This is a genomic window from Bradyrhizobium sp. CSA207 (genome assembly GCF_029051685.1).
Taxonomy (GTDB): Bacteria; Pseudomonadota; Alphaproteobacteria; order Rhizobiales; family Xanthobacteraceae; genus Bradyrhizobium.
In genome coordinates this window covers 65,621-92,609 of record NZ_JAACFT010000001.1, presented here as the reverse complement: position 1 = coordinate 92,609, position 26,989 = coordinate 65,621, and the positions used below count along the sequence as shown (strand labels likewise).

At 64.5% G+C, this 26,989-nt stretch carries 26 protein-coding genes; 9 read left to right on the top strand and 17 right to left on the bottom strand.

Annotated elements, in window-relative coordinates; genetic code table 11:
• The first annotated feature begins 10 nt into the window (after positions 1-10).
• The 3 genes from GWG65_RS00410 (at position 11) to GWG65_RS00400 (ending at position 2,713) form a co-directional block, all read left to right on the top strand.
• Positions 11-1,372, top strand: coding sequence for a L,D-transpeptidase family protein (locus GWG65_RS00410; protein ID WP_275193312.1), 1,362 nt, complete (start codon positions 11-13; stop codon positions 1,370-1,372).
• Between the two features lie 119 nt (positions 1,373-1,491).
• The gene (locus tag GWG65_RS00405; protein WP_275193311.1) at positions 1,492-2,313 is read left to right on the top strand and encodes an enoyl-CoA hydratase; all 822 of its coding nucleotides are present in this window, start codon (positions 1,492-1,494) and stop codon (positions 2,311-2,313) included.
• 115 nt (positions 2,314-2,428) lie between these two features.
• Positions 2,429-2,713 (top strand): hypothetical protein, encoded by a 285-nt coding sequence (locus GWG65_RS00400; RefSeq protein ID WP_275193310.1) that lies wholly within the window; start codon positions 2,429-2,431, stop codon positions 2,711-2,713.
• A 44-nt stretch (positions 2,714-2,757) separates the two neighbouring features.
• Here GWG65_RS00400 and GWG65_RS00395 read toward each other — a convergent pair whose 3' ends face one another.
• From GWG65_RS00395 to GWG65_RS00385, 3 genes are all read right to left on the bottom strand, one after another.
• On the bottom strand, positions 2,758-3,837 hold the full coding sequence (locus tag GWG65_RS00395; RefSeq protein ID WP_275193309.1) for an isocitrate/isopropylmalate dehydrogenase family protein: 1,080 nt from the start codon (positions 3,835-3,837) through the stop codon (positions 2,758-2,760).
• Positions 3,838-3,963: 126 nt separating this feature from the next.
• Positions 3,964-5,031, bottom strand: coding sequence for an alcohol dehydrogenase (locus GWG65_RS00390; RefSeq protein WP_275193308.1), 1,068 nt, complete (start codon positions 5,029-5,031; stop codon positions 3,964-3,966).
• Between the two features lie 149 nt (positions 5,032-5,180).
• Positions 5,181-6,377, bottom strand: a complete 1,197-nt coding sequence (locus tag GWG65_RS00385; protein ID WP_275193307.1) for a CoA transferase — start codon at positions 6,375-6,377, stop codon at positions 5,181-5,183.
• A gap of 194 nt (positions 6,378-6,571) precedes the next feature.
• Here GWG65_RS00385 and glgA point away from each other — a divergent pair, with 194 nt between their 5' ends.
• A complete protein-coding gene (gene glgA / locus GWG65_RS00380; protein ID WP_275193306.1) occupies positions 6,572-7,987 on the top strand; it encodes a glycogen synthase GlgA in 1,416 nt (471 codons plus the stop codon).
• A 131-nt stretch (positions 7,988-8,118) separates the two neighbouring features.
• Here glgA and GWG65_RS00375 read toward each other — a convergent pair whose 3' ends face one another.
• The 3 genes from GWG65_RS00375 to GWG65_RS00365 form a co-directional block, all read right to left on the bottom strand.
• Complete coding sequence (locus tag GWG65_RS00375) at positions 8,119-9,072, bottom strand: oxygenase MpaB family protein (protein WP_275193305.1); 954 nt, start codon at positions 9,070-9,072, stop codon at positions 8,119-8,121.
• A 92-nt stretch (positions 9,073-9,164) separates the two neighbouring features.
• Entirely contained in the window at positions 9,165-10,313 is a 1,149-nt protein-coding gene (locus tag GWG65_RS00370) for a patatin-like phospholipase family protein (protein WP_275193304.1), read from the bottom strand.
• Between the two features lie 70 nt (positions 10,314-10,383).
• Entirely contained in the window at positions 10,384-11,208 is an 825-nt protein-coding gene (locus GWG65_RS00365) for a 3-hydroxybutyrate dehydrogenase (protein WP_275193303.1), read from the bottom strand.
• Positions 11,209-11,392: 184 nt separating this feature from the next.
• Between GWG65_RS00365 and GWG65_RS00360 the strand changes: the two genes are divergently transcribed.
• Positions 11,393-12,280 (top strand): LysR family transcriptional regulator, encoded by an 888-nt coding sequence (locus GWG65_RS00360; RefSeq protein ID WP_275193302.1) that lies wholly within the window; start codon positions 11,393-11,395, stop codon positions 12,278-12,280.
• Between the two features lie 193 nt (positions 12,281-12,473).
• Here GWG65_RS00360 and GWG65_RS00355 read toward each other — a convergent pair whose 3' ends face one another.
• Positions 12,474-13,190, bottom strand: a complete 717-nt coding sequence (locus GWG65_RS00355) for a peroxiredoxin-like family protein (RefSeq protein WP_275193301.1) — start codon at positions 13,188-13,190, stop codon at positions 12,474-12,476.
• 349 nt (positions 13,191-13,539) lie between these two features.
• On the opposite strand from GWG65_RS00355, the gene GWG65_RS00350 reads away from it, so the two are divergent.
• From GWG65_RS00350 to GWG65_RS00335, 4 genes are all read left to right on the top strand, one after another.
• Positions 13,540-14,034 (top strand): DUF302 domain-containing protein, encoded by a 495-nt coding sequence (locus tag GWG65_RS00350; protein ID WP_275193300.1) that lies wholly within the window; start codon positions 13,540-13,542, stop codon positions 14,032-14,034.
• A 10-nt stretch (positions 14,035-14,044) separates the two neighbouring features.
• Entirely contained in the window at positions 14,045-15,406 is a 1,362-nt protein-coding gene (locus tag GWG65_RS00345) for an NAD(P)/FAD-dependent oxidoreductase (protein WP_275193299.1), read from the top strand.
• Between the two features lie 113 nt (positions 15,407-15,519).
• Positions 15,520-16,002, top strand: a complete 483-nt coding sequence (locus GWG65_RS00340; protein ID WP_275193298.1) for a cupin domain-containing protein — start codon at positions 15,520-15,522, stop codon at positions 16,000-16,002.
• Between the two features lie 87 nt (positions 16,003-16,089).
• Positions 16,090-17,292, top strand: a complete 1,203-nt coding sequence (locus GWG65_RS00335) for an MFS transporter (protein ID WP_275193297.1) — start codon at positions 16,090-16,092, stop codon at positions 17,290-17,292.
• Here the strand turns inward: GWG65_RS00335 and ccoS are convergent.
• The 10 genes from ccoS to GWG65_RS00285 all read right to left on the bottom strand — a co-directional run bounded on the left by ccoS (position 17,289) and on the right by GWG65_RS00285 (position 26,860).
• A complete protein-coding gene (gene ccoS, locus GWG65_RS00330; protein WP_275193296.1) occupies positions 17,289-17,456 on the bottom strand; it encodes a cbb3-type cytochrome oxidase assembly protein CcoS in 168 nt (55 codons plus the stop codon). The two genes, GWG65_RS00335 and ccoS, sit on opposite strands and share 4 nt — an antisense overlap.
• Positions 17,456-19,642: a cation-translocating P-type ATPase gene (locus tag GWG65_RS00325; RefSeq protein WP_275193295.1), complete on the bottom strand. Its 2,187-nt coding sequence runs from the start codon at positions 19,640-19,642 to the stop codon at positions 17,456-17,458. The genes ccoS and GWG65_RS00325 overlap by 1 nt, the downstream gene beginning before the upstream one ends.
• Before the next feature lie 11 nt (positions 19,643-19,653).
• The gene (locus GWG65_RS00320) at positions 19,654-20,145 is read right to left on the bottom strand and encodes a FixH family protein (protein ID WP_275193294.1); all 492 of its coding nucleotides are present in this window, start codon (positions 20,143-20,145) and stop codon (positions 19,654-19,656) included.
• 19 nt (positions 20,146-20,164) lie between these two features.
• Positions 20,165-21,631, bottom strand: a complete 1,467-nt coding sequence (ccoG, locus tag GWG65_RS00315; RefSeq protein ID WP_275193293.1) for a cytochrome c oxidase accessory protein CcoG — start codon at positions 21,629-21,631, stop codon at positions 20,165-20,167.
• Between the two features lie 110 nt (positions 21,632-21,741).
• Positions 21,742-22,617, bottom strand: a complete 876-nt coding sequence (gene ccoP / locus GWG65_RS00310) for a cytochrome-c oxidase, cbb3-type subunit III (protein WP_275193292.1) — start codon at positions 22,615-22,617, stop codon at positions 21,742-21,744.
• Positions 22,618-22,623: 6 nt separating this feature from the next.
• Positions 22,624-22,788 carry a CcoQ/FixQ family Cbb3-type cytochrome c oxidase assembly chaperone gene (locus GWG65_RS00305; protein ID WP_015687703.1) on the bottom strand — a complete coding sequence of 55 codons (165 nt, stop codon included), beginning with the start codon at positions 22,786-22,788 and terminating at the stop codon, positions 22,624-22,626.
• Positions 22,789-22,801: 13 nt separating this feature from the next.
• Positions 22,802-23,536: a cytochrome-c oxidase, cbb3-type subunit II gene (gene ccoO / locus GWG65_RS00300; RefSeq protein ID WP_275193291.1), complete on the bottom strand. Its 735-nt coding sequence runs from the start codon at positions 23,534-23,536 to the stop codon at positions 22,802-22,804.
• An 11-nt stretch (positions 23,537-23,547) separates the two neighbouring features.
• On the bottom strand, positions 23,548-25,200 hold the full coding sequence (ccoN, locus tag GWG65_RS00295; RefSeq protein ID WP_275193290.1) for a cytochrome-c oxidase, cbb3-type subunit I: 1,653 nt from the start codon (positions 25,198-25,200) through the stop codon (positions 23,548-23,550).
• A gap of 361 nt (positions 25,201-25,561) precedes the next feature.
• On the bottom strand, positions 25,562-25,987 hold the full coding sequence (locus tag GWG65_RS00290) for a CBS domain-containing protein (protein ID WP_275193289.1): 426 nt from the start codon (positions 25,985-25,987) through the stop codon (positions 25,562-25,564).
• A 39-nt stretch (positions 25,988-26,026) separates the two neighbouring features.
• Positions 26,027-26,860 carry a universal stress protein gene (locus tag GWG65_RS00285; RefSeq protein ID WP_275193288.1) on the bottom strand — a complete coding sequence of 278 codons (834 nt, stop codon included), beginning with the start codon at positions 26,858-26,860 and terminating at the stop codon, positions 26,027-26,029.
• Between the last annotated feature and the right edge of the window lie 129 nt (positions 26,861-26,989).

Here is a 26,989-nt window from a genome sequence, read left to right as displayed (position 1 = left end):
GATAAGACACATGTCGAAGCGCTATGCCGTGATCATTGCCACGGGCTGGTTCATGGGCCTGTTCGCCAGCGCCTCCGCGCCTGCGCAGACCGAGACCACGGGACAGGCCGGCCCCAAGCCGGCGACGGCGGCCGGCACCGTGCCGGCTGCCGCCAATCCGGCCCATGCAGCCGCGCCGAAAGCTACGACCTCTTCGCCCGCTAAGACCCCGGAGAGCCGCTCGGCCGCGGCGCTCGCGCTGACGCATGAGCCGACCTATGACGAGGGCTCCGCACAGCGGATCAAGGACGCGGCCTTCAGCTATTCCGATATCGCGGTGCGCGGCGGCTGGCCGATGATCCCGGCCGACGCCAAGTTCGCGCTCGACGTCCAAGGTGCGAACGACGAGTTGCTGCGCAAGCGGCTGATCGTCTCCGGCGATCTTGTGGCGGACAAGACGAGCGGCGCCTTCGATCAGGATGTGGCGGACGCTGTGAAACGCTTCCAGGCCCGCCATGGACTGGCGCCAACGGGATTGATGAGCCCGCGCACGATCACCGCGATGAACGTGTCGGTGCAGAAACGCATCCGCCAGCTGGAGGCTTCGCTGGAGCGGCTCGAGAACATGAATTTCGGCTTCGGCCAGCGCTATGTCGTGGTCAACATCCCCGCCGCCTTTGCCGAGGCGATCGAGAACGACGTCGTGGTGCGGCGCTATCGCGTGATCGTCGGCAAGACCGAAAAGCCTTCACCGACGCTGACCGCGTCGATCACCAGCGTCGTCCTCAACCCGACCTGGACGGTGCCGTCCTCGATCGCCAAGACCGAGATTTCCGCCCATATGCGCAAGGACCCCGGCTACCTGTCGCGCATGCACATGGAGGTGCTCGACGGCCACGACAATCCGATCGATCCGCATTCGGTCGACTGGTCGGGCACGCACACCCCGAATTTCACCGTGCGCCAGCAGAACGGCACCTTCAACGCGCTTGGCGCGGTCAAGATCGACATGCCGAACCCCTATTCGGTCTACATGCACGATACCAACCAGCGCAATCTGTTCAGCGACGACTATCGCTTCGATTCCCACGGCTGTTCGCGCGTCGACAACGTACGCGATCTCGCCGCCTGGCTGCTGAGGGACCAGCCGAAATGGAGCCGTGCTGCGATCGACGCCGAAATCGCCAGCGGACGGCATCTCGAGGTCGCGATGGTGAAGAAGGTGCCGGTGGCCTGGATCTATCTCACAGCGTGGATGAGCAAAGACCAGACCGTGCAATTCCGCAATGACGTCTATAATCAGGACGAGCAGTTGCTGGAGGCCACGGCCGAAGAGGCAGCGTTCTTCAGCAATGCCGCCCATCACCCGCTCACTGCGCACATGGTGCAGTAAGCGCGACCGCGCCATGCAATTGCGGCACAGGCGGATGCAAAGCCCCTCGCCCTGCCGCGGTTGACCCCGGCCTCGCCGCGGTCGCACATTGCGCCCCGCCAACGACGAGCGGGTGCGCAATGCCTGAGATATCCAACACAACCGAAAGCTTATACGCCGACGGCAAGATCCTCAAGCACGCCACGGGCGGCGTCGGCGTGATCACCTTCAACAATCCCGACAAGCGCAACGCGATGTCGCTGGAGATGTGGGAGGGGTTCGGCGAGGCGCTGACCAGCCTGCGCGACGACGCGGCGGTCCGCGTCGTGATCCTGCGCGGCGCCGGCGGCAAGGCGTTCGTGTCGGGCGCCGACATCAGCCAGTTCGAGAAGACCCGCCACAACGCCGCTGCTTCCGAACAATACGCCAAGCGCAGCGCCGCCCAGCGCGCACTGCTCGCCGACTATCCCAAGCCGACCATTGCCTGCATCCAGGGCTTTTGCCTCGGCGGCGGCATGCAGGTCGCAATGCTCGCCGACATCCGCATCGCTGCGCATGCCAGCCAGTTCGGCATTCCCGCCGCAAAGCTCGGCATCGCCTATGGTTATGACGGATTGCGGCACCTGGTGTCGCTGGTCGGCCCGTCCTGGGCGCGGCTGCTGATGTACACGGGCATGCGCATCGACTCCGCCGAGGCGCTGCGCATTGGCCTCGTCGAGCGCGTAGTTCCGGACGATCATCTCTGGGGCGAGACCATGGCGATCGCCCAGGGCATTTCGGAGAACGCGCCACTGGCGATCAAGGCCGCCAAGATCACCATAGCGCAAGTGCTGAAGGACGAAAGCCAGCGCGACATGGACGCGATCAAGGCGATCGGCAACGCCTGCATGGACAGTGCGGATTTCCGCGAGGGCCGGCAGGCCTTCATGGAGAAGCGCAAGCCGCAGTTCCAGGGGCGCTGAAGCTGAACCGGCGTTCAGGAAGATTAAATTCCTCGCGCGCCTGCGACGCGATAGCAACCAATTGATCTTCCGAGTGTTCTTCCGCCACCAAGAGGGAGATTGCGAGGAGATTGCGATGAAACTCAAGTTTGCTGCTTTTGCCCTGGCTGCCATGAGCGGGGTGGCGCTCGCTTCGGGACCGGCGCTCGCGGCGATGCCGAACGGCATCCCGCAGGCGGATCGAATTGCAAGCGGTCCGGCCGCCGACATCGAGCAGGTACGCTGGGTCTGCAATCCCTGGGGCCGCTGCTTCTGGCGTCCCAACTATTACGGCGCCTACGGTTATTACGGCGGTCCGCGACGCTTCTACGGTCCGCGTCCGTGGGGCTGGGGTCACCACCATCACTGGCGTCGCTGGTGATCTACGAAGGAGGGCACGAGGTCCCCTTTCCCTGTGCCTGACCGCTAGAGCGCGGCAAGCACTGCTTTCGTGATGTCGGCGGTGCCGTTGCTGCCGCCGAACTCCATCGGCTTGATGCCGCCGGCATAAATCCGGTCCACCGCACGCTCGATACTCTCGCCGGCCTCGGCGGCGCCCTCGACACCGTGCTTGTCGCCGAGCCAGTCCAGCATCATTGCGGCCGACAGAATCATGCCGGTGGGATTGGCCTTGCCCTGCCCCATGATGTCGGGCGCGGTGCCGTGGCACGGCTGGAACACGGCGTACTTGTCGCCAATGTCGGCCGACGGCGCCATGCCGAGGCCGCCGATCAGGCTCGCGGCGATGTCGGAGACGATGTCGCCGAACATGTTCTCCATCACCATCACGTCGAAATCCCAGGGACGCTTCACCAGCATCGCCGAACAGGCATCGACATAGAGCCGGTCGGTCTTCACCCCGGGGTGACGCTTCTCGATCTCGTCGAAGATACCGCGAAAGAAGGCAAAGGCCTTGAACACGTTCGCCTTGTCGACGCAGGTCAGAACGCCCGGCTTGCCGCGCGCCTTGCGCCGCTCGGCCAGCCGAAACGAAAACTCGAACAAGCGCTCGGAAGTCTTGCGCGTGATCACCAGCGTCTCGCGCGCATCCTCGTGCGTGACGACGCCCTTGCCCATCGAGGCGAACAGGCCTTCGGTCGACTCTCTGATCACGACGAGATCGATGCCGCGCTTGTCGGCACCGACGATGGGACTCGGCACGCCCGGAATCAGCCGCGCCGGGCGTACGCCGGCATAGAGATCGAAGATGAAGCGTAGCTCGATCTGCGGCGCGATCTCGGTATTGTCGGGGTAGCGCACCGACGGCAGCCCGCAGGCCCCGAGCAGGATCGCGTCCGCCTCCTCGCACAGCTTGATCGTCGAATCCGGCATCGACTTGCCGGTCGCGAGATAGTTGTTGGCGCCAGCGGGCGCCTCGGTGAAACGAAAGCTCAAGCCCGACTTCGCCTCGATCTTGCGCAGCACCTCGATCGCCGGCGCCATGACCTCGGGACCGATGCCGTCACCGGCGAGCACGGCAATATGGAAGGCGTTGTTTGCGGACATGGGGTTCCTGCGCGAAGAAAGGAGAGACGCCGTCATTGCGAGCGAAGCGAAGCAATCCAGACTGTGACTGCGGAAAGACTCTGGATTGCTTCGCTTCGCTCGCAATGACGAGGAGTGAGAGCGGTATTACGGCGTCAGCACCGTGCGCCCGACCACGGCGCCCTGCTGCAATTGCAGCAGCGCGTCGTTGGCCTTGTTGAGCGGCACAGGCGTCACCGGGATCGGCGGCACTTTCTTGCTGCGGACAAGCTCGAGCAGCTCCTGCGTCTCGCGCAGATTGCCGACATAGCTGCCCTGGATCGTCACCGCCTTGATCGGAATCAGCGGCAGCGCCCAAGTCGCGCCGCCGCCGAACAGGCCGACGAGGACGAGCTTGCCACCCTTGGTCAGGCAGTCGAAACCGAGCTGCGTGGTGGCGGCGTTGCCGACGAGGTCGATCACCGCGCAGATCGGCCCGCCGGCTTTCTTCGCGAGCTGCTCAAGCGCATCCGGCGCCTTGGGATCGACGGTCGCCAGCGCGCCGGCCTTCTCCGCCGCCTCGCGCTTCCTGGCGTCGATGTCGACCATGATCGCGCCCTTGCCGCCCATCGCCTTGAGCAGCGACAGCGCCATCAGGCCAAGACCGCCGGCGCCGAACATCACGATCGGGGTGTCGAAATGCTGCTCGACCTTCTTCAGCGCGCTGTAGGTGGTGACGCCCGAGCAGGCATAGGGCGCGGTGGTCGCCGGATCTAGCCCCCTGAGGTTGAGCAGATAGCGCGGATGCGGCACCAGCATGTGATCGGCATAGCCGCCGTCGCAATAGACCCCGAGCGAGCGCGGTGTCAGGCACATGTTCTCATCGCCGGCAAGGCAGGTCGCGCATTTGCCGCAGCCGATCCAGGGATAGACCAGGCCGACATCGCCGAGCTTCAGGTCGCCCTGATCGGCCGGCTTGACGTCCGGCCCGAAGGCCAAAACTTCGCCGACGGTCTCGTGGCCCATGGTCAGCGGCAGATTGATGCCGCGATCCTTCAGCGACAGCGGCTTGCGGCCGTGGCCGAGATCGTAGCCGCCTTCCCAGATATGGAGGTCGCTGTGGCAGACGCCCGCCGCCTTCACCTTGATTAGTACCTGCGTGCCGGACGGCTGCGGCGTGGCCTCGTCGAACTCCTGCAGCGGCGCCTTGAAATCGGCGACCTTGAAACTCTTCATCAGCGTCCTCCCGCATGCTTGTTATTATCGCCGCCACCATGCCATGAGTGGCGGAGCCAGACAAACCCGGACCTGTCTAGTTTACGCTGGCGGATGCTGGCAAGCCGGCCGCGCGCAAGGCCGCATTGCTTGCCGTACGAAGCCGTCCGTCAGCCTTGCGCGGCGGCTTTGCCGGACGGAATTGACGCGCCACCCGCGAGGCCGATCTCCTCGCGCAATTCGCGCGTGTGCTCGCCGAGCACGGCCATCGTTTTGCCGGGCGTCGTGTCGGCATCGGACATCCGGAATGGCAAGTTGAGGATCTGAAAGGAGCCGCCCTCGTCCTCGACAGCAGAGAGCGCCTGCCGGTGCGCGAGCTGAGGATCCCGTAGCGCTTCAGATACGGTGCGGTAGGCCGAAGCCGGCACGCCGGCGACGCCCAATGCAACGAGACATTCATCTGTCGAAAGCTGCCGCGACCATGCCTCGACACCGTCCATCAAGTCCGCCCAGTTCTCGCGGCGCGCCGCATAGGTGGAGAAGCGCGCATCGGAAATCCAGTCGGGCCGGCCGATCACGCCCATCAATCCCTGGAACGTCTTCTCGCTCGCAACCGTGATCATGACGTAGCCGTTCGCCGTCTCGGTCGGGCCGAACATCGGACGCGGCGGCGGCTTCACCGCGAACTGCGAGCTCTGCAACTCGATCACGGTCAACGTCAGCATGGACTCCAGCATGGAGACGTCGACATGCTGGCCGCGGCCGGTGACGGTGCGCTGATAGAGCGCGGATGCAATCGCGCCAAAGCCGTAGGTGCCGGTGACGACGTCGGCATGGTAGATGCCGCAATAATCCGGACGGTTGCGTCCGGGCTGGTAGGCAAGATGCGCCATGTCGTAGCCGGAGGCGGCATGGATCACCGGCGCATAGGCCGGCAGTTCGGCCGACGGTCCGGTCTGGCCGTAGCCCGAGATCGAGCAGTAGATCAGCTTCGGATTGAGCGGACGCAAGGCATCGTAGTCGAGCCGCAGGCGGCGCATCACGCCGGGACGGAAATTCTCGACCAGGATGTCGGCGGTCGCGACCAGCCGGCGAACCGCCTCCTTGCCGTCCTCGGATTTCAGGTCGAGCACGACGCTCTTCTTGCCGGCATTGAGCTGGCCGAACACGGTGCTGCACCCCTTGCGCAGCGGCGGCCGGGTCCGCATCGTCTCGCCGCCCTCGGTCTCGATCTTGATCACCTCGGCACCCATGTCAGCGAGCATCCGCGCGCAGTGGGGACCGGCGATGGTGGTCGAAAAATCCAGGACCCGCAGGCCGGCGAAGGCCTTTGTCGTCGTCCCCTCATGCTTATCTGCTAGCTGCATACTTGCTTACGTCCTTGGGCCGCTTAGGAACAATCGATGTTCTCTCTTGTTGGTGCGCCGACCCTAGAGGGCGGCGGCTGAGTAGGAAAGTCTTTACCGAACGGACGCGCCGTGTAGGCGGGCTTGGAAATTTCAGGGCAACTGGACCCGTTCTTGCATAACAGCAGTCGGGCTCCGGCAGAGGGCGATCATCCTTGAGGGTCTTGTTCGTCACGACAGAGATGGACGACTTCGTCCGCGTCGGCGGACTTGGTGCCGTTTCCGCCGCCCTCCCCCGAGCCCTTCGCCCTTTCGCCGATATCCGGATCATGCTCCCCGGCTATCGCGACATCATCGAGCAACTCACGCATATTCAGGTCGTCGGCCGCTGCCCCGCCTTCGCGGAGATGCCGGCCTGCTCGCTCGGCCGCGCCGCAACCAAGGACGGCTTGCCGGTCTATGTGCTGTTGTGCTCGCAGCTCTACGACCGTCCCGGCAACCCCTATGGCGACGAGTCCGGGCGCGACTGGCCGGACAACGACATCCGCTTCGCCCGCTTTGCCTCGGCAGCCGCTGAGCTGGCCGCGGGCAATCTGGACAAGAATTGGGCAGCAGACCTGATCCATGCCAATGACTGGCAGGCCTCGCTCGTGCCGGCTTACCTCGCCTGGCGCGGCAGCAAGGTCCCGTCGATCCTGACCATCCATAATCTCGCCTATCAGGGCCTCTTCCCGAAGGACTCGCTGCGGCGGATCGGCGCACCGGAAAGCTCCTTCCACATCGACGGCGTCGAGTTCTACGACAAGGTGTCATTCCTGAAGGCGGGATTGGTCTATGCGTCCCACCTGACGACCGTCAGCGGCACCTATGCGCACGAGATCACCACGCCCGAGTTCGGCTGCGGCCTGGAAGGCCTGTTGCGGCTGCGCTCCGACGCGGCCGAGCTCACCGGCATCCTCAACGGCATCGACGAGAGTTGGGACCCGCGCTCCTGCGCCCAGCTCGCCCAGCAATTCGGCGCCGGCGACTGGGTCGGCAAGAGGGCCAATGCGGATTATGTGCGCAAGCAGTTCGGGCTCGCGGTGTCGCGCGGCCCGATGTTCGGCATCGTCGCGCGTCTCGTGCACCAGAAGGGCATCGACCTGGTGTTGTCGGCGGCCGACGAGATCGTCGATGCCGGCGGGCAGATCGTGGTCACCGGCTCGGGCGAGCCGGCGCTCGAGCAGGCGCTGATCGACGCCCATCGCCGCCGACCCGACGCCATCGGGGTCGCGATCGGCTTCAACGACGCCCGGGCACGGCGGATCTTTGCCGGCAGCGATTTCACCCTGATGCCGTCGCGCTTCGAGCCGTGCGGGCTCAGCCAGATGTACGCCCAGCGCTTCGGCTCGTTGCCGATCGGACACCAGACCGGCGGGCTCGCCGAGACCATCACCGACGGCGAGACCGGCTTCCTGTTCTCAAGACCCTCGCACGAATCCCTTCTCGGCGGGGTCCGCCGGGCGTTCTCGACCTTCATGGCCCAGGACCAGCTCGACTCCATGCGCCGCAGCGCCATGGGGCGGTCGTTCTCGTGGAGCATCTCGGCCGGCACCTACAGCGCGCTGTACCGGAAGCTGGCGCCGGTGTGAGGACGCGACGGCGCCTCCGCATACTCCGTCATTGCGAGCGGAGCGAAGCAATCCAGGATCTTTCCGCAGAGACAGTCTGGATTGCTTCGCTGCGCTCGCAATGACGGTGGTTGTGTCAGCGTCGGAGGACCTCACCCCCTGCCACGACGATCGTCCATCTGCGGCCGTCCGATCCACGCTCTGTTGAGACAGCGAGTCATCCAGTCGGGCCCGGTGCTGCCATTCAGCCGCGCCTGCGCTTCCTGATAGGGACCGACATAGCGCAGCCGGTCGGGCAGTCTCGGATAGACCCGCTTGATCCATATCACCGCACGATCGGCGACCCTGGTGTCGCGTTCGTCGAGTTCAAATCCGAAGCCTGTCCGCAATCGCTCCGGCAGCATGCTCGCGGTGAGGGCGCGGTACCATCGGGGTGGCCGCAACCACGGACGCGCGCCACTGAATATCTGTGCGGCGACCTCGCGTGCCGCCGCGCCGACGGTCAATGTCTCCGACTGCGCCATCTCTTCGGTATAAGCTGCAAAGGCGGACCAGTTTTCCGGCAGGTCATCCGGCGTCAACCCGAACAAGGCGCCGAACAGCCGGCTCTCGGTCCAGTAGCGCTCACGCTCCTCGACCGAGAGCGGCGGCAGAACCAGGTCATGCGCCATGAGGGCGGTCTCGACCAGCGTCGCGTGAACCCAGCGCAGCGCCGCGACCTCATTGGCACAGTAGCGCGAGCCCGCCGCGAAGGGGCCGACGGCCTCGGGCATCTCTCCAACGATCATGGTGTGGCGCCCATGCAGTTGCCTGGCCGACAGCAGCGCGCGATCCAGCGGCCCGAACACCATGGCAAAGACGATGCCGAAGGTGCGATGGAAGCGACCGATCGGGTCGGCAAGCGTCCGCGAATGCTCAGCGATAGCGGCAGCGACCCAGGGATGCGCCAGTTGAAGCAGCAGCGCGCGGCCGGCGCCGAGAAAGATCACTGCCTCCCTGTCGATCCGCCAGGTCAACGACGCCGGACCGAACACTCCCGCAACTGGTCCTGCGGCTTCAGCCCGGACGAGAGTGAGCGCAGCCTCCAGATCTTTGTCAGTGACCAATTGCAAGCCCTTCGACGCAGACCCTGCGACAATAGCCCGGACCTGCGGCCTGGCCAAATCGTCATTGCGTGAAGCGACACGTGGTCCGGCGCTCACTCCGCCGCCATCGGCATGTCCTCCATATGTTCGTGAAGCACCACGCCTGACAGTGGATCAAATTCGCCGACCCACGGCTTTCGTTCGAGCACGGACCTTGTGTGGGCGTAGCCCGCATCCCAGCGCCGCATGATGCCGGACGGGCTGAAGTCGATATCCTTGGTGTGGGTCTCGTGATCGAGCTGCGGCGCCAGCAGCCGGACGACGTGCATGCGCGTCGGACAACCATAGCCCGCCAGTTCACGCACGGCCGGATCGCTGCGGTCGCTCTCGGGCAGTCGCGCGGCGAGCTGGTTGATGACATGGCGCAGACGATGAGCCTGTTGCTGACGGACGATCTGGCTCGCGATGCGGCTGGAATATTGCACATCCTTGTGCCGGTTCAGCACCTCCGCCATGGTCGTCGGCTCGGCGCCGACGGGATTCCAAAGGTGGACGGCGAAGATCAGCGAGTCCTTGCGCGGATTGTCGTCGAAGACCGCCTCAGTCGGCGTGTTCGACAGAATGCCGCCATCCCAATAGAGCTCGCCGTCGATGCGCACCGCGGGGAAGGCCGGCGGCAGCGCACCTGAGGCCATGATGTGCTTTACCGTCAGCTCGCCGTCGCGGCTGTCAAAATAGCGCATCTGGCTGCTGCGGACATGAGCCGCGCCGACCGTGAGCCGTGGCGCGCAGCGATTTACCAGGCTGAAATCGACGAGGTCGAGAAGCGTGTTTTCCAGCGGCGCGGTCGAATAGAAGCCGGCGTGATCGGCTCCCAGCGGATAGGAGTCGCCGGCATGCGCCAGCGGATTGGGCCGGAAGAAGCCGGGAATGCCATGTGTGACGGTCGACCAATAGGCCAGCTTGTCGTTGAAGCCGGGAAATGCGGTCCGCAGATTCCAGACCGGATGCTGTTCCATTCTCTTCCAGAATTCCTTCAGGCGAGCGAGCCGGTGTTTCGGCTCGTTGCCCGCGATCAGGCTTGCATTGATGGCGCCGATCGACGTGCCGATGATCCAGTCCGGTTCGATGCCGGCCTCGTGCAGCGCCTGGTAGACGCCGGCCTGGTAGGATCCGAGCGCGCCGCCGCCCTGGAGCACCAGTACAATCTGGCCCGGCAGGTCCTTCCGAATAGTCTGCGTCTTGCCCTGCATGCTGTTCATGTCACGCTCCTGGTGCATCTGCACCGCCCGAATATTCGCAGCCGCTTGCGGCTTGTTACGCCGGCTCATGTCAATGCGCGGTCCAGCCGCCGTCGACCGGAAGCGCAATCCCGGTGATCGAAGCGGCCGCGGCGGTCGACAGGAACACCGTGAGGGCGCCAAGCTCTTCAACCGTGGCGAAGCGCTTGTTCGGCTGTTGCGCCAGCAGAACGTCACGGATCACCTGGTCGCGCGAAATGCCGTGCGCCTTGGCCTGCCCGTCAATCTGCGCCTCCACAAGCGGCGTGTATACATAACCCGGGCAGATCGCGTTGCAGGTGATGCCCTCTTCGGCGGTCTCCAGCGCCGTCACCTTGGTAAGGCCGATGATGCCGTGCTTGGCGGCGACATAGGCGGCCTTGAAGGGTGATCCGACGAGGCCATGGGCCGAGGCGACGTTGATGATCCGGCCAAAGCCGTTCTGGCGCATCGCGGGCAGTGCAAGCCGCGTGGTGTGGAAGGCCGAAGTCAGGTTGATCGCCAGGATCTGGTCCCATTTCTCGACTGGAAACCGGTCGAGCGGCGCGACATGCTGGACGCCAGCATTGTTGACCAGGATATCGAGCCGGCCGGTCTGAGCAATGGTGGCTGCGATCATCTCGGCGATGGATTTCGGCCGCGTCATGTCCGCCGGGGAAAAGCTCGCTTTGACGCCGAACTCGGCGGCGATCTGTTCGCGTGTGCGCCCGATCTCGGCTGCAGCGCCGAGACCGTTGAGCACGATGTCCGCACCGGCAGCGGCCAGCGCCCGCGCGATGCCGAGGCCGATTCCACTGGTCGAACCGGTGACCAGCGCCACCTTTCCGGCCAGCGAGTGAGCAGTCTGGGACGTCTGCGGCTTTACCGGGATGTTCATGACAAGTCCTCCGATGGCTGGCGCATGGCCGAGCCCGCGCTTCCGCAAGACCTTGAACGATCGCCGGAGCGAACGGAAATGCCGCCTGGCTTCCGAAACCATACGCGCGCGCTATCGCCGCCGGGATGTCATTCGTCACCCAGTTGGGCTAGATTTCCGGCCGATCCTGCCGGAGAGCCGATCCATGGAGATGCACCAGGTCCGCTACTTTCTCGCCGTGGCGCAGCTATTGAACTTCACGCGCGCGGCCGAGCAATGCAACGTGACACAGCCCTCGCTGACGCGGGCAATCAAGCAGCTCGAGGCCGAGCTTGGCGGCGACCTGTTCCGTCGCGAGCGGCCGGCGGCGCAGCTGACCGAGCTCGGCCAGCGCATGCACCCGCTCCTGAAGCAGTGCTACGACGCCGCCTCCGGCGCGCGCTCGCTCGCCTCCTCGTTTAGGAGCGGCGAGATCGGCGCGCTGCGCATCGCACTGACGCATTCGATCGATCTGACACTGCTCATTCCCCATCTCAACCAGATCAGGCGGCAGTTCAACCGGCTCGAATTCCGCTTCCTGCGCGGCTCTAGCCGCGAGGTCGGCGACTACCTGAGAAAAGGCGATGCCGAGCTCGGCATCGCCGCCGAGATCGACGAGGCCTGGGATCGGCTCGACGTCTGGCCGCTCTTCACCGAGGGCTTCGAGCTCGTCGTCAGCAGAGAGCATCGACTGGCCGGTCGCGACACGATCGAGTTGGACGATTTGCGCCCGGAGCAGTTGCTCAGCCGAACCTTCTGCGAGCATTTCGGGCGCATCTCCGCGAGCCTGCGCGAGCACGGCATCAACGTCGATCATGGCCACGAGATTTCGAGCGAGCGCGACCTCATCGAGCTGGTGGAGGCCGATATCGGGGTTGCCATGGTGCCGCGCACCTCGCCCGTTCCGGAGGGCCTGAAGCGCGCCGCGGTCACAGGGCTGGACGCCCGCCGCACTGTCAACCTCTACGGCGTCGCCGGCCGGCAGCGCACGGCGGTCGCCAGCGCCATCATGCGCATGCTGCGCGGCGCGGACTGGCGGGCTATTGCGGGGTAGAGCCTGCGCATTCTTACCCTCTCCCCTTGTGGGAGAGGGTGGCTCGCCGCAGTAGCGGCGAGACGGGTGAGGGGTTGTCTCCGCGAATACAACTGCTGCTGAGCTCGCGGATACAACCCCTCATCCGGCGCTTCGCGCCACCTTCTCCCACAGGGGGAGAAGGAAGGGCTTGCGGCGCGTCGGGATACTGGAGCTAGCGCTCGCCGCTAGCCATTTCGAGCGCTGCGAGCAAATCGTCGATCTCCATGCGCTTACGAAAATCCGGATCGACGAAGCGGGCCTTCACGATCCCGTCGCGGCCGACGACGAACACGGCCGGAATCGGCAGCATCCAGCCATCATTGCCTTGAAACTTCGCCATGTCCTGGTAGGACAACAGCTGCTGAATCTCGGCGCCAAGCCAGATCGCCAGGTTGAGCGACAACGCATAGCCGTTATCGAGATCGGTCAGGATCGGGAATGGCGCGCCGGCGTCGAGCCTGAACGTCCCGGTATATTCCTGCGTCTCCGGCATGATGGCGACCACCCGCGCGCCCATCGCATCGATACGATCCTGCGCCTGGATCACCGCGCGGACATTGAGCCGGCAGTAGGGGCACCAATGGCCGCGGAAGAACATCACCGCGACCGGGCCGCTCTCCAGCAGCGACGACAACGTGACAAGACGTCCGCTCTCGTCAGGCAGCATGAACGGCGGCATCGCATCGCCCGGACGCGGCGCGCTCTCGCCGCCGCCGTTCCCGTTCAATCTGGTCACCAGATGGTCGACCGCCTCGCCATAGGCAGGAAAGATCTCGCGCCCGGCATCGGCATAGGCTCGGAGCTGCTCGTTCAGCGTGCCCTCCATGTCCCTGCAGCGCTGGAAGGCAAGCTTGAGCCGTTCGGAATCGGCCGGCGAAAGGGATGTCATTTTGCGCTCCCGCTTTCAGTTCAAATACTACTCGCGTGGTCCGGCCGCCCGCAAGGGAAGCCGTTAGGAGAAGGCCGATGTGGCGGCAACCGCGAATGCGGCGCTGGCATGAGAGGCTTGGAACAGTTTCACGAGACGCTCCTCCGGATAGACGGGTCCGCCCGCCCTGCCATCAAACAGTGGAAGCCGCCCCGGCGGAAATGCCGATCCACAATCGGTTCGATAGCCGCGGCGTATCGCGCCACGATAGCGCGGGGCTATCGCGTTCAGAGTCGTTTCGCATTTCACTCTGCAGAGCGCCGCCTCCATCCTAGCCGCGATCCAAGCTGCCACTCACAGGAGGACCGCCATGAGCCGTCAAATCGCATCGCGCCTTGCCAACCTCGCCACGTCGCTTCTGCTGCTGTTCCTGCTGTTGTCGGCTGCAACATCGGTTGCACGAGCCGACAGCGATGACGGCATCGTCCGCGTCAAAAGCGCGATCCCCTTGTCGGAGGCGATCAGCCGCATCAAGGCGGACATCGCCGCAAAGGGCATCAAATTCTTCCTCGAAGTCGATCAGTCCAAGCTTGCCGCCGACGCCGGAATCAAGCTTCGCCCCTCCACCCTGCTGGTCTTCGGCAATCCGCCGCTCGGCACGCAGTTCATCACCTCCAACCCCAACGCCGGGCTCGACTGGCCGGTCCGCCTGTTGTTGACCCAGGATGATAATGGCGACGTCTGGGCCGTCTGGACGGATTTCGACTGGATCGCAAGGCGCCACAACATCCGGAATCGCGAGGCGCAGTTCAAGATGGCGACCATGGTCGTCAAGTCCATCACGGCCACCATCACCGCCAAATAGCGAGGGTCCGATGGTGCGCCAAACATTCGACGTCGTCATCCTCGGCGGCGGCAATGCCGGGATCGGCGTGACCGGCCCCGTCCGGCGGGCCGGGCTCTCGGTCGCGATGATCGAGCCGCTCGATCTCGGTGGCACCTGTCCGAATCGCGGCTGTACGCCCAAGAAGGTTCTGGTCGCCGCCGGCCAGGTGCTGCACGACATCGAGCTTGCTGCCGTTCATCATATCGCGATCGACAAGCCGCGGCTCGACTGGGCGGCGCTGATCGACCGCGAGAAGAACATGATCAGGGATATCCCCGCCAACCTCGCCCGCGCGATGGCGCGTCGCGAGGTCGAAGTGATCAAGGGGTATGGCACCTTCGTTGCGCCCAGCACCATTCGCATCGGCGATCGCGTGCTCGAGGCCAACCACGTCGTTATCGCGACCGGTTCGAAGCCGCGGCCGCTACCGATCGCCGGCGCCGAGCACATGATCACGTCGGACACGATGTTGAGCGATCGCGACTTGCCGGCTTCGGTTATCTTTATCGGCGGCGGCGTAATCTCGCTGGAATTCGCGCACATCTACGCGCGCGCCGGCGCCGGAGTGACGGTTCTCGAGGCGCTGCCACAACTCCTGCCGGCAATGGACGCCGATGCCGTCGCCCAGTTGCAGGCGGAGAGCGAGCGCATCGGCATCAAAGTCGAGGCCGGCGTGGGCGTGCGGAGAATCGAACGGACCGGCAGCCGGTTCAGGGTGGTCTTTACCCGAGATGGGGTCGAGCACGCGGCCGAGGCCGATCGTGTCGTCAACGGTTCCGGCAGGGTGGCCAATACCGGCTCGCTGGACCTTACGGCCGGCCAGGTCGAACATACGAACGGACGAATCTCGCTCGACTGCCACTTGCGTTCGACCTCAAATCCGCGGGTTCATGTCTGCGGCGATGCCGTGCCGATCTCGCCACAGCTTTCCCCGGTTGCAAGCTATGAAGGCGACATCGTCGGCCGCAACATCGTCGACGGACCACGACATGCGCCCGACTACGCCGGCATGGCTACGGCGGTCTACACCGTGCCGGCGCTTGCTGCCGTCGGTCTGACCGAAGCGACGGCACGGCACAACGGATCCGCCATCGACGTTCACGTCAACGACATGCGCGACTGGTTTTCCGCCCGCTCCTATGCCGAGACCGTCGCATGGTCCAAAGTGATCGTCGATCGCACCACCGACCGCGTTCTCGGCGCGCACTTTTTCGGCCATGCGGGCCAGGAGCTCATCAACATCTTCGGGCTTGCGATCAAATTTGGCATCACGGCCAGCCAGATCCGCGACAACGTCTATGCCCATCCGACCTTCTCCGCCGACATCAAGCACATGCTCGGGCACGCATAGCGGCTCGCTATGGTTTCGAGAGATACACGGCATTTAAACCAAGACGCGATCTCGACCAAGCTGATATCGCAGCCGCCGCATTCGAGGTCGCGGCCAACAGAGGAGACTTCCCTATGTTCAACAACATCGGACTTTCCCGGGCGATCTTGCCGGGTTTTGCGCTCGTCGGCGCGCTGATGCTCACTACGCAACCTGTGTTCGCCGGCGAATGCCCGGCCGACAAGATCAAGCCGAACGCGCGGCAGATGGTCGACTACAAGCCGGTCGGCGTTACCGACGTCACGCTGGGCATGATCGACCTCGGCAAGCAGCCGGCGCATATCGACGGCCGCGAGCTGCGCTTCCGCAAGCTGACCATTGCGCCCGGCGGCATCGTGCCCTGGCACAGCCACGACGACCGCCCCGCCCTGATCTTCGTGCAGCAGGGAGAGATCGTCGAATACGCCTCCAACTGCGTCGATCCGATCGTGCACAAGGCCGGCGATCTTCGCCCCGAAGTGTTCGGCACCTCGCACTGGTGGAAGAACCTCGGCACGGAGACTGTGATCCTCTATGTCGGCGATGTTCGCAAGGATCCCCACGACCACAATATGTGACGTGCGCATGTAGTGCATCGCATTCCCGTCATTCCGGGGCGCGCAGCGAACCCGGAATGACAACCACGGCTGCACAGGAATCGTGCCATGACCGATCTGTCCGCGCAGATGAAACCGACAGCCACGCAGATGGGTGAGCATTCGCCGGGCGTGGGTTTTCGCTCCCTCGTGATCGGATTGACCGCATTCCTGACCGTGGTCGACCTGTTCGCGACCCAGGCCATCCTGCCGTCGCTGACGCGGCATTATGGCGTCACGCCGGCGGCGATGAGCTTCGCCGTCAATGCCAGTACCATTGGCATGGCGATCGCCAGCCTCGTCATTGGCTTCCTCAGTCCGCAGATCAACCGCCGGACCGGCATCCTGCTCAGCCTGGCGCTTCTCGCGATCCCCACGTCCCTGCTTGCGGCCGCGCCCAATCTTGCGGTCTTTACCGCCTTGCGCGTCGCACAGGGCCTCTGCATGGCTTCCGCCTTTGCCTTGACGCTCGCTTATCTCGGCGAGCAATGCAGCGCAATGGACGCGGGCGGCGCGTTTGCCGCCTACATCACCGGCAACGTCGCCAGCAATCTTATCGGCCGGCTGATCTCGGCCGCGGTTGCCGATGGCCTTGGATTGGCGTGGAATTTCTATTTCTTCGCGGCCCTCAATCTGGCGGGCGCGGTGCTGGTCTATTTCACGATCAAGCGCGCGCAACCCATGCACACGATGATGCCGACTGGGTCGCCGCTTGACGCCATGATCGCGCATTGGCGCAATCCGCGGTTGCGGGCGGCCTACGGTATCGGCTTCTGCATTCTGTTCGCCTTCATCGGCACCTTCACTTTCGTCAACTTCGTTCTGGTTCGGCCGCCGCTGTCACTCGGCATGATGGATATCGGATTGGTCTACTTCGTCTTCCTGCCGTCGGTGGTCACGACGTTGCTGGCCGGCCGGATCGCATCGCGCCTTGGAACGCGGCCGGCGATCTGGGGCGGCATCGCCGTGGCGGCGATCGGCTTGCCGCTGATGCTGGCGCCTCATCTGAGCGAGGTGCTCACCGGCATGGTCCTCGTTGGTGTCGGAACCTTTTTCGCGCAGGCCGCTGCTACCGGGTTCGTCGGACAGGTGGCGAGCGAGAATCGCGGCGTTGCCAGCGGCACCTATCTGGCCTGCTATTTCTGCGGGGGGCTGGTCGGCACCGCCGTGCTCGGGCGGCTGTTCGACGCCTTCGGCTGGCATGCCTGCATCGCCGGAGTAGGTCTCGCCCTCGCGGCCGCAGCCCTGCTCACGCTCGACTTGAAGCGCTAGCGCTTGATCGGCGCCTCCGTCGGCGGCTCCTCGTCGGCGATTGCGCGCCACGCCGCGCCGTCGAGATCGTCATACTGGCCGCTTCGGAGCGACCAGAGGAAGGCGACCAGGCCCGCACCTCCGAGCATCAGCGCCAGCGGCACCAGGATGACCAGGATTTCCATCACAGGGTCTCCCGCGAAGAACTGCGTGCCCGCAGCGAATTCAGCATGACCATGATCGACGAGCCGCTCATGGCTGCCGCAGCGATCAGGGGTGTCACGACGCCGCTGATCGCGACCGGCACGGCCAGGACATTATAGCCGATCGCAAGCCAGAGGTTTTGCCGCATCAGGCGCATTGCCTGACGCGAGGAGTCGATCGCGGCAACGACCGGAGCCAGCGGCCGGCCGAGGAAGACGAGATCGGCAGTCGCCTGGCTGAGATGCGCGGCCGAGATCGGCGACATTGAGACGTGAGCTGCCGCAAGCGAGGGCGCATCGTTCATGCCGTCGCCGACCATCAGCACTTTTGCGCCGCGCTGCTTCAACTCCTCGATCCGCGCGATCTTGTCGGCAGGCGTGACGCCGGCGCGCCACTCGGGAATGCCGAGAGCATGGGCCGCAGCCCTCACTGCCGGGTCGCGGTCGCCGGAGAGAATCTCGATGCCGATGTTGCGTGTCTTCAGTGCCGCGATCACGGCCTGGGCATCCGGGCGCAGACCCTGACGCACCGAGAGGATGACTTTCTCGTTTCCCTTGCTGAAGCCCACGATGGAGGCTTCGGGATCAAGATCGGCGCCGATCAACGCCTCGGCGCCGCAGAAGGACGGACGGCCAAGGCGAATCTCAAGGCCGTCGATCGTTGCCCACACGCCCTGCCCGGCCTCCTCGATCGCACCTACGATCGGCGATCGGGCGCCCGCGGCCTGCGCGACCGCGGCAGCCACCGGATGATGGCTCGACAGCGCAAGTCGGCCGGCGAGCTCGAACAGGTCGGCGGGTATATCAGCCGCGTTCGTGACTTCGAGCTCCGGCAGCGTCAGCGTGCCGGTCTTGTCGAAGATGACATGATCGGCTTCGGCGAGCCGCTCGATGGCGTCGCCCGAATTGAGCAGGACGCCCGATTTGAACATCGCGCCCGAGGTCACGGTCTGCACCGTCGGGATTGCGAGCCCGAGCGCGCAGGGACAGGTGATGATCAAAACGGCAACGCCTGTCACGATCGCATCATGCCAGCTTGCGCCGGCGATGACCCAGCCGAGGATGGTGAGGAGCGCGGTGGCATGCACCACCGGCGCATAGAGCCGCGAGGCGCGGTCGGCCAGCCGCATGTAGCGCGAGCGCGCCTGGAGCGCGTTGTCGAGCAGTCGCGTGATTTCCGCCAGCAGCGTCGCCTCGGAGGCCGCGGAGACCCGCACCCGCAGCGTGCCCGAAATGTTCATCGACCCCGCGTAGACCGGCGTGCCATGCTCGGCCACGACATAGAGCGTCTCGCCGGTGATCAGGCTCTGGTCGATCTCGGAGCGCCCCTCGATCACGGTGCCGTCGACCGCGCAGCGCTCGCCCGGCCGCAGCAGCACGATGTCGCCGGGATGGATCGCCGCCACCGGTACCTGTGAAATCTCATCGGCTCCGACGAATTTCGCCGCGGTCTCCGCCTTCAGCGCGGCGAGATTGCCGGCGACTGCGCGGGTCCGCCGCCGCATGTTCTGGTCGAGGAAGCGGCCGACCAGCAGGAACGTCAGCAGCATGATCGCCGCGTCGAAATAGGCGTGCTCGGCGTGATGGAAGGTCTCGACCACGGACATGCCGAGCGCCAAGATCACGCCGATCGAGATCGGGACGTCCATGTTGGTGGTCTTCGCCGATAGCGCACGCCAGGCGGATCGGAAGAACGGCTGCCCGGCATAGGCCGCCGCGGGAAGCGCGATCAGCGCCGAGAGCCAGTGGAAGAAGTCGCGCTGCTCGGGCAGCATGTCCGAGACGTTGCCTGACCAGACCGGGATCGACAGCATCATCACGTTCATGGTGGCGAACGCGGCAACGCCGAGGCAGCGCAGCAGGAAGCGCGATTCGGCGACTTCGGTCGCCTCCGCGCTCTCCGTCTCGTAGGGATAGGCCTTGTAGCCGAGCTCCTCGAGCCGATCGATGAAACGAGACGGGTCGAGCGTGCCCTGCTTCCATTCCAGCGCGAGGCGCCGGTCGGTGAGATTCACACGCGCCAGCGTGACGTCGGGAATGGCGGATAGTCCGCGCTCGATCTTGGCCATGCAGCCGGCGCAGTGAACGCCTTCGACCGCAAGATCGATGTGCTGGACGCCGTCGCCCGCGGTCCGGACGTAGTGCGAAAAGTCCCGCGTGACGTACATGACGAATTCCTTCAGTTCAGGATCACGCGGTTGCGCGACAGGAACACGCGCTGGCCCCGGGCCTCACCCTCGATCACCAGGTCCCACTGGCCCGGCGCGATGGAAGCGGCATTGCCGCGATAGATGCCGATGCCGGCTTCAGTGAGTTCGACCGAAAGATCGGCCCGCTTGTCGGTCGGCCGCTCCAGGCGGCCGCCGAACTTCAGGCCGCTCATGGGAAGGCCGCCGGCATCGCGCGCCTCGACCTGGAGCGTGGCGCCGCCATCGCTGCGGCGCTCGATATGGGCGTTGACCTGCCAATTGCGCGCGCTCTGATCCTGCGCCGCCGAGATCTCCCGGTCGTAGGTGAGACCCGCAGCATACGGACTGTCGACATCCGTGCCGGGCAGCGTCGCGATCGCCAGCTTGGCCATAGTTGCGTTGACGCCGATCACGACGCCGAAGAAGGCGACCAGCATCACGAAGACCTTTGTTCCGGTCAGCGGCTTCGGTGCGGATGCCATGGTGAACTCCGGGACTTTCTCAAGGAGAGACGAAATTGTCAGTGGCGGATGCGGCCTCGCCGAGGCCGATATCGGTGACGTGGAAGCGGACGGGGATCGACTTCTCCGGATTGCCGTCCGCCGGCGCGGTGACGAGCAGCCGAAGCTCGCTGGTGGTATCGCGCGGGATGACGATCATCGGCCGGTCCGGCGTCACCGAATCCACGCCGACGACGTGAACCGTGGCGTTGACCGGACCGTTGACATCGATCGCGATGACGCGGTCGTAGCCGCTCTTGTTGAGCAATCGCACGGTGTAGGCGTTGCGGATCGAGCCGTCGCTGAGCCTGACCGCGACCGGGTTGCGGTCGTGCAGCACGTTGACGTCGAGCAGGCTGCGCGTCGCCAGCGTGTAGAGCATGATGCCGCCGACGGCTGCGATGATGGCGCTGTAGACGACGGTGCGAGCCCGGACGACGCGATAGACCGGCGCCTTGCCTTCCTGGCGGCGGTGGATGTTGATGTCGTTGTCGTAGCCGATCAGGCGGGTCGGCCGGCCGATCTTGGTCATCACGTTGTCGCAGGCGTCGATGCAAAGCCCGCACTGGATGCATTCGAGCTGCGGCCCGTTGCGGATGTCGATGCCGGTCGGACAGACCGCGACGCATTGATAGCAGTCGACGCAGTCGCCGGCGTGCTCACCGAGCGCGCGCAGCTCGGCGGCCTTCTTGACCGAGGTGCGCTTCTCGCCGCGGTCATAGCGATAGGTGACGTTGAGCGCCCATTCGTCGGTGAGCGCGGCCTGGATCCGCGGCCAGGGGCACATATAGACGCAGACCTGCTCGCGCATGTAGCCGGCGAGCACATAGGTCGTCGCGGTGAGAATGCCGATCCAGATATAGGCGATCATCGGCCCCTGGAAGGTGACGAGCTCCTTCACCAGCGTCGGCGCGTCGTTGAAATAGAGCACCCAGGCGCCGCCGGTCCACCAGGCGATCAGGAGCCAGATCGAATGCTTGAGCACGATCTCGGAGATGCGCTCGAGCTTCATCGGATCGGACGAGGCGTCCTTCTTCATCCGCTCGCGCCGATCGCCTTCGATCAGGCGCTCGACGGCGTAGAACAAGTCGGTCCACACCGTCTGCGGGCAAAGATAGCCGCACCAAATGCGGCCGCCGACGGAGTTCATCAGGAACAGCGCCACCGCCGCCACGATCAAAAGGCCGGTGAAGTAATAGACCTCCTGCGGCCACAGCTCGATGAAGAAGAAATAGAAACGGCTGTTGGGCAGGTCGATCAGCACGGCCTGGCTGGGGGCGCCGATGCCGCGGTTCCAGCGCACGAAGGGCAGGAGGTAATAGATGCCGAGGCAGAACGCCATCAGGCCCCATTTGATCCGGCGGAAGGTGCCCGAGACGCTCTGCGGATAGATTTTCTTGCGGGCGGCGTAGAGCGGCGCGCAATTGTCGTCCGATGTGAGTTCGTTCGGGTTCACAGTCTTGTTCATCGCCTGGAGCTTTTCGAGAGGTGCGATTAAACCTAGACCCGGCGCCGGAACGTCAGTTGATCCAGCGCAAGCGGGGGCAATTTTGTTCGCCCCCGCTTTTCGCCGAACCGCTATTTTCCGCCGCCCAGCGAGTGGACATACACGGCCATCGCCTTGATGGTGGCGGGATCGAGTCGCCCTTCCCAGGCCGGCATGACGCCGGCGCGGCCCTGGCCGATGGTCTCGATCAGGATTGCCTCGTCCGAGCCGTAGAGCCAGATCTTGTCAGTCAAGTTGGGCGCACCGAGCTCCTGGTTGCCCTTGCCGCCGTCGCCGTGGCAGGCGACGCAATTCTCGGCGAAGATCTTTTCGCCCTTGGCGGCATCAAAGTCCTTCCGCGTCGGGAGTCCCGACAACGAGCGGACATAGTTGGCAACCGTGACGATCTCGTCCGTCTTCAACACGCCGTCCTTGCCGAAGGCGAGCATCTGGCCCTCATGCGTCTTGGCATGGCCGGAGCGCGCGCCGAACTGGATGGTCTGCATGATCTGGTCGAGCGTGCCGCCCCACAGCCAGTCGTCGTCGTTGAGGTTCGGATAGCCCTTGGCGCCGGCGCCGCCGCTGCCATGACACGGCGCGCAATTGTCGCCGAACACGGTCTTGCCCTTGGCGCGGGCCAGCGCCAGCAGCGCCGGGTCCTTCTCGATCTCGGCCAGCGAGGCCGCACCCAGCGCCACCATCTTGGCTCCACGGATTTTCTCGAGGTTGGCGAGCTCGACCGCGACGTCGGCGCGTGTCGAGTAGCCGAACAGCCCCGTGGTATTGCTGGAGATCAGCGGCCAGGCCGGATAGACGATCCAGTAGCCAATCGCCCAGACGATGGTGAGGTAGAAGGTGATCACCCACCAGCGCGGCAGCGGCGTGTTGAGCTCCTTGATGCCGTCCCACTCGTGTCCGGTCGTGGACCTGCCGGAAACGGAATCGATGTCGTTGTGATGATCGGTCATGATCTCTTACTCCTCCCGCAACGGCAGGTGTGCCGCTTCGTCGAAAGCAGCCTTGTTACGGGGCCAGAATGCGTAGGCGATGATCGCGAGAAAGATCGCGACGAAGACCGGCGTCCAGATCGTGGTCACGAGACCGGACGCAAGATTGTCGAGTGTCAGGATGGCTTTCATCGTTCATGCCTTCTCAGCGAAGATTGGCTTTCTCGTTGTAGAGCTTGAAGTCGACCAGCGTGCCGAGCATCTGCAAGTAGGCGATCAGCGCGTCCATCTCGGTCGGCGTTCCGCTCTTGCCGTCGAAATTGCGCACCACCGCCTTGGCGTAGCGCTTGCCGAAGGCATCGCTGCCGGCGTTGTCCGGATCGGCCTGGGCCTTCATGTCAGCGCCTGCATTGGCGATCTGGTCGTCGGTGTAGGGCACGCCGACGGTTCTCAGCGTGCGCATGTGATCGGCGATCGTCTCCGGATCGACCTCGTTCTTGCTGAGGAACGGATAGCCCGGCATCACCGACTGCGGCACGATCGCGCGCGGGTTGGTCAGATGGGTCACGTGCCAGTCGTCGGAATATTTGGCGCCGACGCGGGCAAGGTCCGGACCGGTGCGCTTCGAACCCCACTGGAACGGGTGGTCGAACATGCTCTCGGCGGCGAGCGAGAAGTGCCCGTAGCGCTCGACCTCGTCGCGCAACGGACGGATCATCTGCGAATGACAGAGATAGCAGCCCTCGCGGACGTAGACGTTGCGCCCGGCGAGCTCCAGCGGCGTGTAGGGCCTGACGCCGTCGACCGCCTCGATCGTGCTCTTGAGGTAGAACAGCGGCGTGATCTCGACGAGACCGCCGATGGCAATCACCAGGAGGATGCCGACGACCAGGATGATCGAGTTCTTTTCGAAGACTTGGTGGCGTGTCCAGAACGACATTGTGGAGCTCCTCATTCCGCCGGCTGAAGAGCGACGGGCATCTGAACTTCTTCCGCCTCGCCAACGCGAACGGTCATCCAGAGATTGTAGGCCATGATCAGCGCGCCGATCAGGAACAACGCCCCGCCGGCCGCACGGATGACGTAGAAGGGGTGCATCGCCTCGACGGTTTCGATGAAGGAATATTCGAGGAAGCCGAGCGAGGTGTAGGCGCGCCACATCAGGCCCTGGAGGATGCCGGACACCCACATCGCCGAGATGTAGAGGACGATGCCGAGAGTGGCGATCCAGAAGTGCCAGTTGACGAGCTTCAGGCTGTACAGCTGCTTGCGATTCCAGGCCCACGGCACCAGGCAGTAGAGCGCGCCGAAGGAGACGAAGCCGACCCAGCCGAGCGCGCCGGAGTGCACGTGGCCGATGGTCCAGTCGGTGTAGTGGCTGAGCGAGTTGACCACCTTGATCGACATCATCGGGCCTTCGAAGGTCGACATGCCGTAGAAGGCGACGGAGACCACGAGCATACGCAGCACGGGATCGGTGCGCAGCTTGTCCCAGGCGCCCGACAGCGTCATCAGGCCGTTGATCATGCCGCCCCAGGAGGGCATCCACAGCATGATCGAGAAGGTCATGCCGAGCGTCTGCGTCCAGTCCGGCAGCGCCGTGTAGTGCAGGTGATGCGGACCGGCCCAGATGTAGAGGAAGATCAGCGCCCAGAAGTGGATGATCGACAGCCGGTAGGAATAGATCGGCCGCTCGGCGCGCTTGGGGATGAAGTAGTACATGATGGCGAGGAAACCGGCGGTCAGGAAGAAGCCGACCGCGTTATGGCCGTACCACCACTGGAACATCGCATCCTGGATGCCGCCCCACGCGATGTAGGACTTCGAGCCGAACACCGAGACGGGAAGCGCCGGATTGTTGCCGAGATGCAGGACGGCAATCGTCACGATGAAGGCAAGATAGAACCAGTTCGCGACGAAGATGTGCGGTTCCTTGCGCTTGATGATGGTGGTGAGGAAGACGAGCAGATAGGTGACCCAGACGATGGTCAGCCAGAGATCGGCGTACCATTCCGGCTCGGCATATTCCTTCGACTGGGTGACGCCGAGCAGATAACCGGTGCCGGCGACCAAAATGAAGAAGTTGTAGCCGACCACGACGAACCAGGGCGCGAGATCGCCGGCGAGGCGCACGCGGCAGCTCTTCTGTACGACGTAGAAGGAGGTCGCGAGCAGGACGTTGCCGCCGAAGGCGAAGATCACCGCGGAAGTGTGCAGCGGACGCAGACGGCCGAAGGTGGTCCAGGGCAGATCGAAATTCAGTGCGGGCCACGCCAGCTGCGAGGCGATGATGAGGCCGACGAGGAAGCCGGCGATGCCCCAGAACATCGCCATGAAGGAGGAGAACTTGATCGGCCCCATGTTGTAGTTGGGGCGGCCGTTGATCTCGGCCGGTGGCAGCGCCGCCGGGCGGTCGTAGTAACGGTTGACGATGCAGAACACCGCAGCCAGGCTCGCCGCCGCACTGAGCGCAGCGTGGAAGGCGAACGGCGCATCGAGCGCCTTGGCCGCGGCAATCACGCAGAGGAAAGCGGTGACCGCGAACAACGCCGCCAAGCCGCTTTCACCGATGGTCATGGATTTCGAGATTGAGGGCTGGCTCATGCGGATTCTCTCTGAAAGAACACAGCGCCAGAAACCACATTCACACTTGCGGGGAATTGATTGAAATCAAGCCATGTGGATTTCTGTTAATGTGCAGCAGCCGCAGCGCCAGTTGAAGTTCCCTCTCCCCCTCCAGGCAGGGCAATCGCATTTGAAAAAGAAGTCGGTGTGCGCTTTCGTTGTGGCCCATCCTTCGAGACGCCCGCTTTGGCGGGCGTCTCGAACCATGCAGGCCGAGCACTTTCATGGACTCCCAAGTGCCATATGCGATTGCCCTGCCCACAAGGGGAGTAGGGAAGAAGTCAGTGAGCAACACCCGTGAAATCACGGAGCCTGAATCGCGGGATTCGAGGACGCCCGATCAATCGCGCGCGGTGGCCTTGAGTGCCGCGATGACGTCTTCGCGGGCGATGATGCCGACCAGCTTCTGTGCACCGTCGAGCACGATGATGCTCCTGATGCGATGCTCGACCATGATCTGGAGCACGCGCGTCAACCTCGTGTCGGGATTGACATAGATGAACTCGGGCGTCATGACGTCGCCGACTTTGCGGCTCATCAGCTCGTGATAGCGCGGCAGCATCTGGTTCGGCGTGAAGGCGAAGCACTTCAGGATGTCGAATTTGGTGACGATGCCGACGACTTGCTCGTCGTCCTCGACTGGATAGCTGTTGAAATCGTCCTGCTCGAACATCTCGCTGAGTTCGAGCATGTCGAGATCGCGCTTCACCGTCCGGACGTTGCGCGTCATGTAGCCATCGACGGTCTGCTCAAGGAATTTGTACACGGTGCATCCTCATCGACTCGTTCTATGGCGGCCCGGCCGTCAATGCGACAGCAGCACGCAGCGGGCGGTTTGCGTGACCAGATATTGGGTGACGCCCCCGAGGATCAGCTCGCGGAAGCGCGAATGACCGTAAGCACCGGCGACGATCAGGCCGGCTCCGACGTCGCCGGCGAGCTTCTCCAGTTGTTCGGCAGCGGCTTGGTTCCGCCCGACGTCCGGGACGCGTGCGGTCGCAGTGATGCCGTGTCGGGCGAGCCATGCGGCAACATCGGTGACACGCGCCATCATGGCCGCGCGGGTCTCGTCGCCCTCGGGAATCTCGACAACGGTGACCTCCCCTGCCTTGCGCAGCATCGGCAGCGCGTCGACCACCGCCCGCCGCGCCTCCGGTGTATCCTTCCACGCCACGAGCACGCTGCGCAGATCGAGCCAGGTGACCCCGTCGGGCACGATCAGGAGTGGGCGGCCGGCCTGCATCACCAGATCCTTGGGGCTGGCGAGTGCGAAGGCATCGGAGAACGCCGGGCTGCGACCGCCGGTGACCACGACGTCGGCACAGCGCGCCTGCGCCAGAACGAATCGAGCCGGAAAATCCATCGCGCTGCGCCACTGCGCTTGTCCATCGCGATTCCTCGTCGCAGCGCGGAATTGCGCCTCCAGACCCGCAAGGCGCCTCTTGACGGAGGCCTCACCCTGGTCGATCAGGCTCTGGGCCTCGGCGCCGTCGGTGAAATAGAGCGGCGGGGCGAACTGCCCTGCGGCAACTCCGACGATGGCCGCCTCGAATCGTTCGGCGAGCTCGCCCGCGACCTGAAGACGCGCCTCGTTGGACTGATCGAGCGCCAGGCTGACCATCACGGTCGCGTATGTCATCGGGAGTCTCCGCTGCGGTGAGCTTTCGCGAAATGATAGGCCCGCCGCGGTTCGGGAGGATGAGATAGATCAAACCGCCCGCCGCTCCATGGCACGGGAAATCCGCCAGCCGAATCAGACATCCGAACT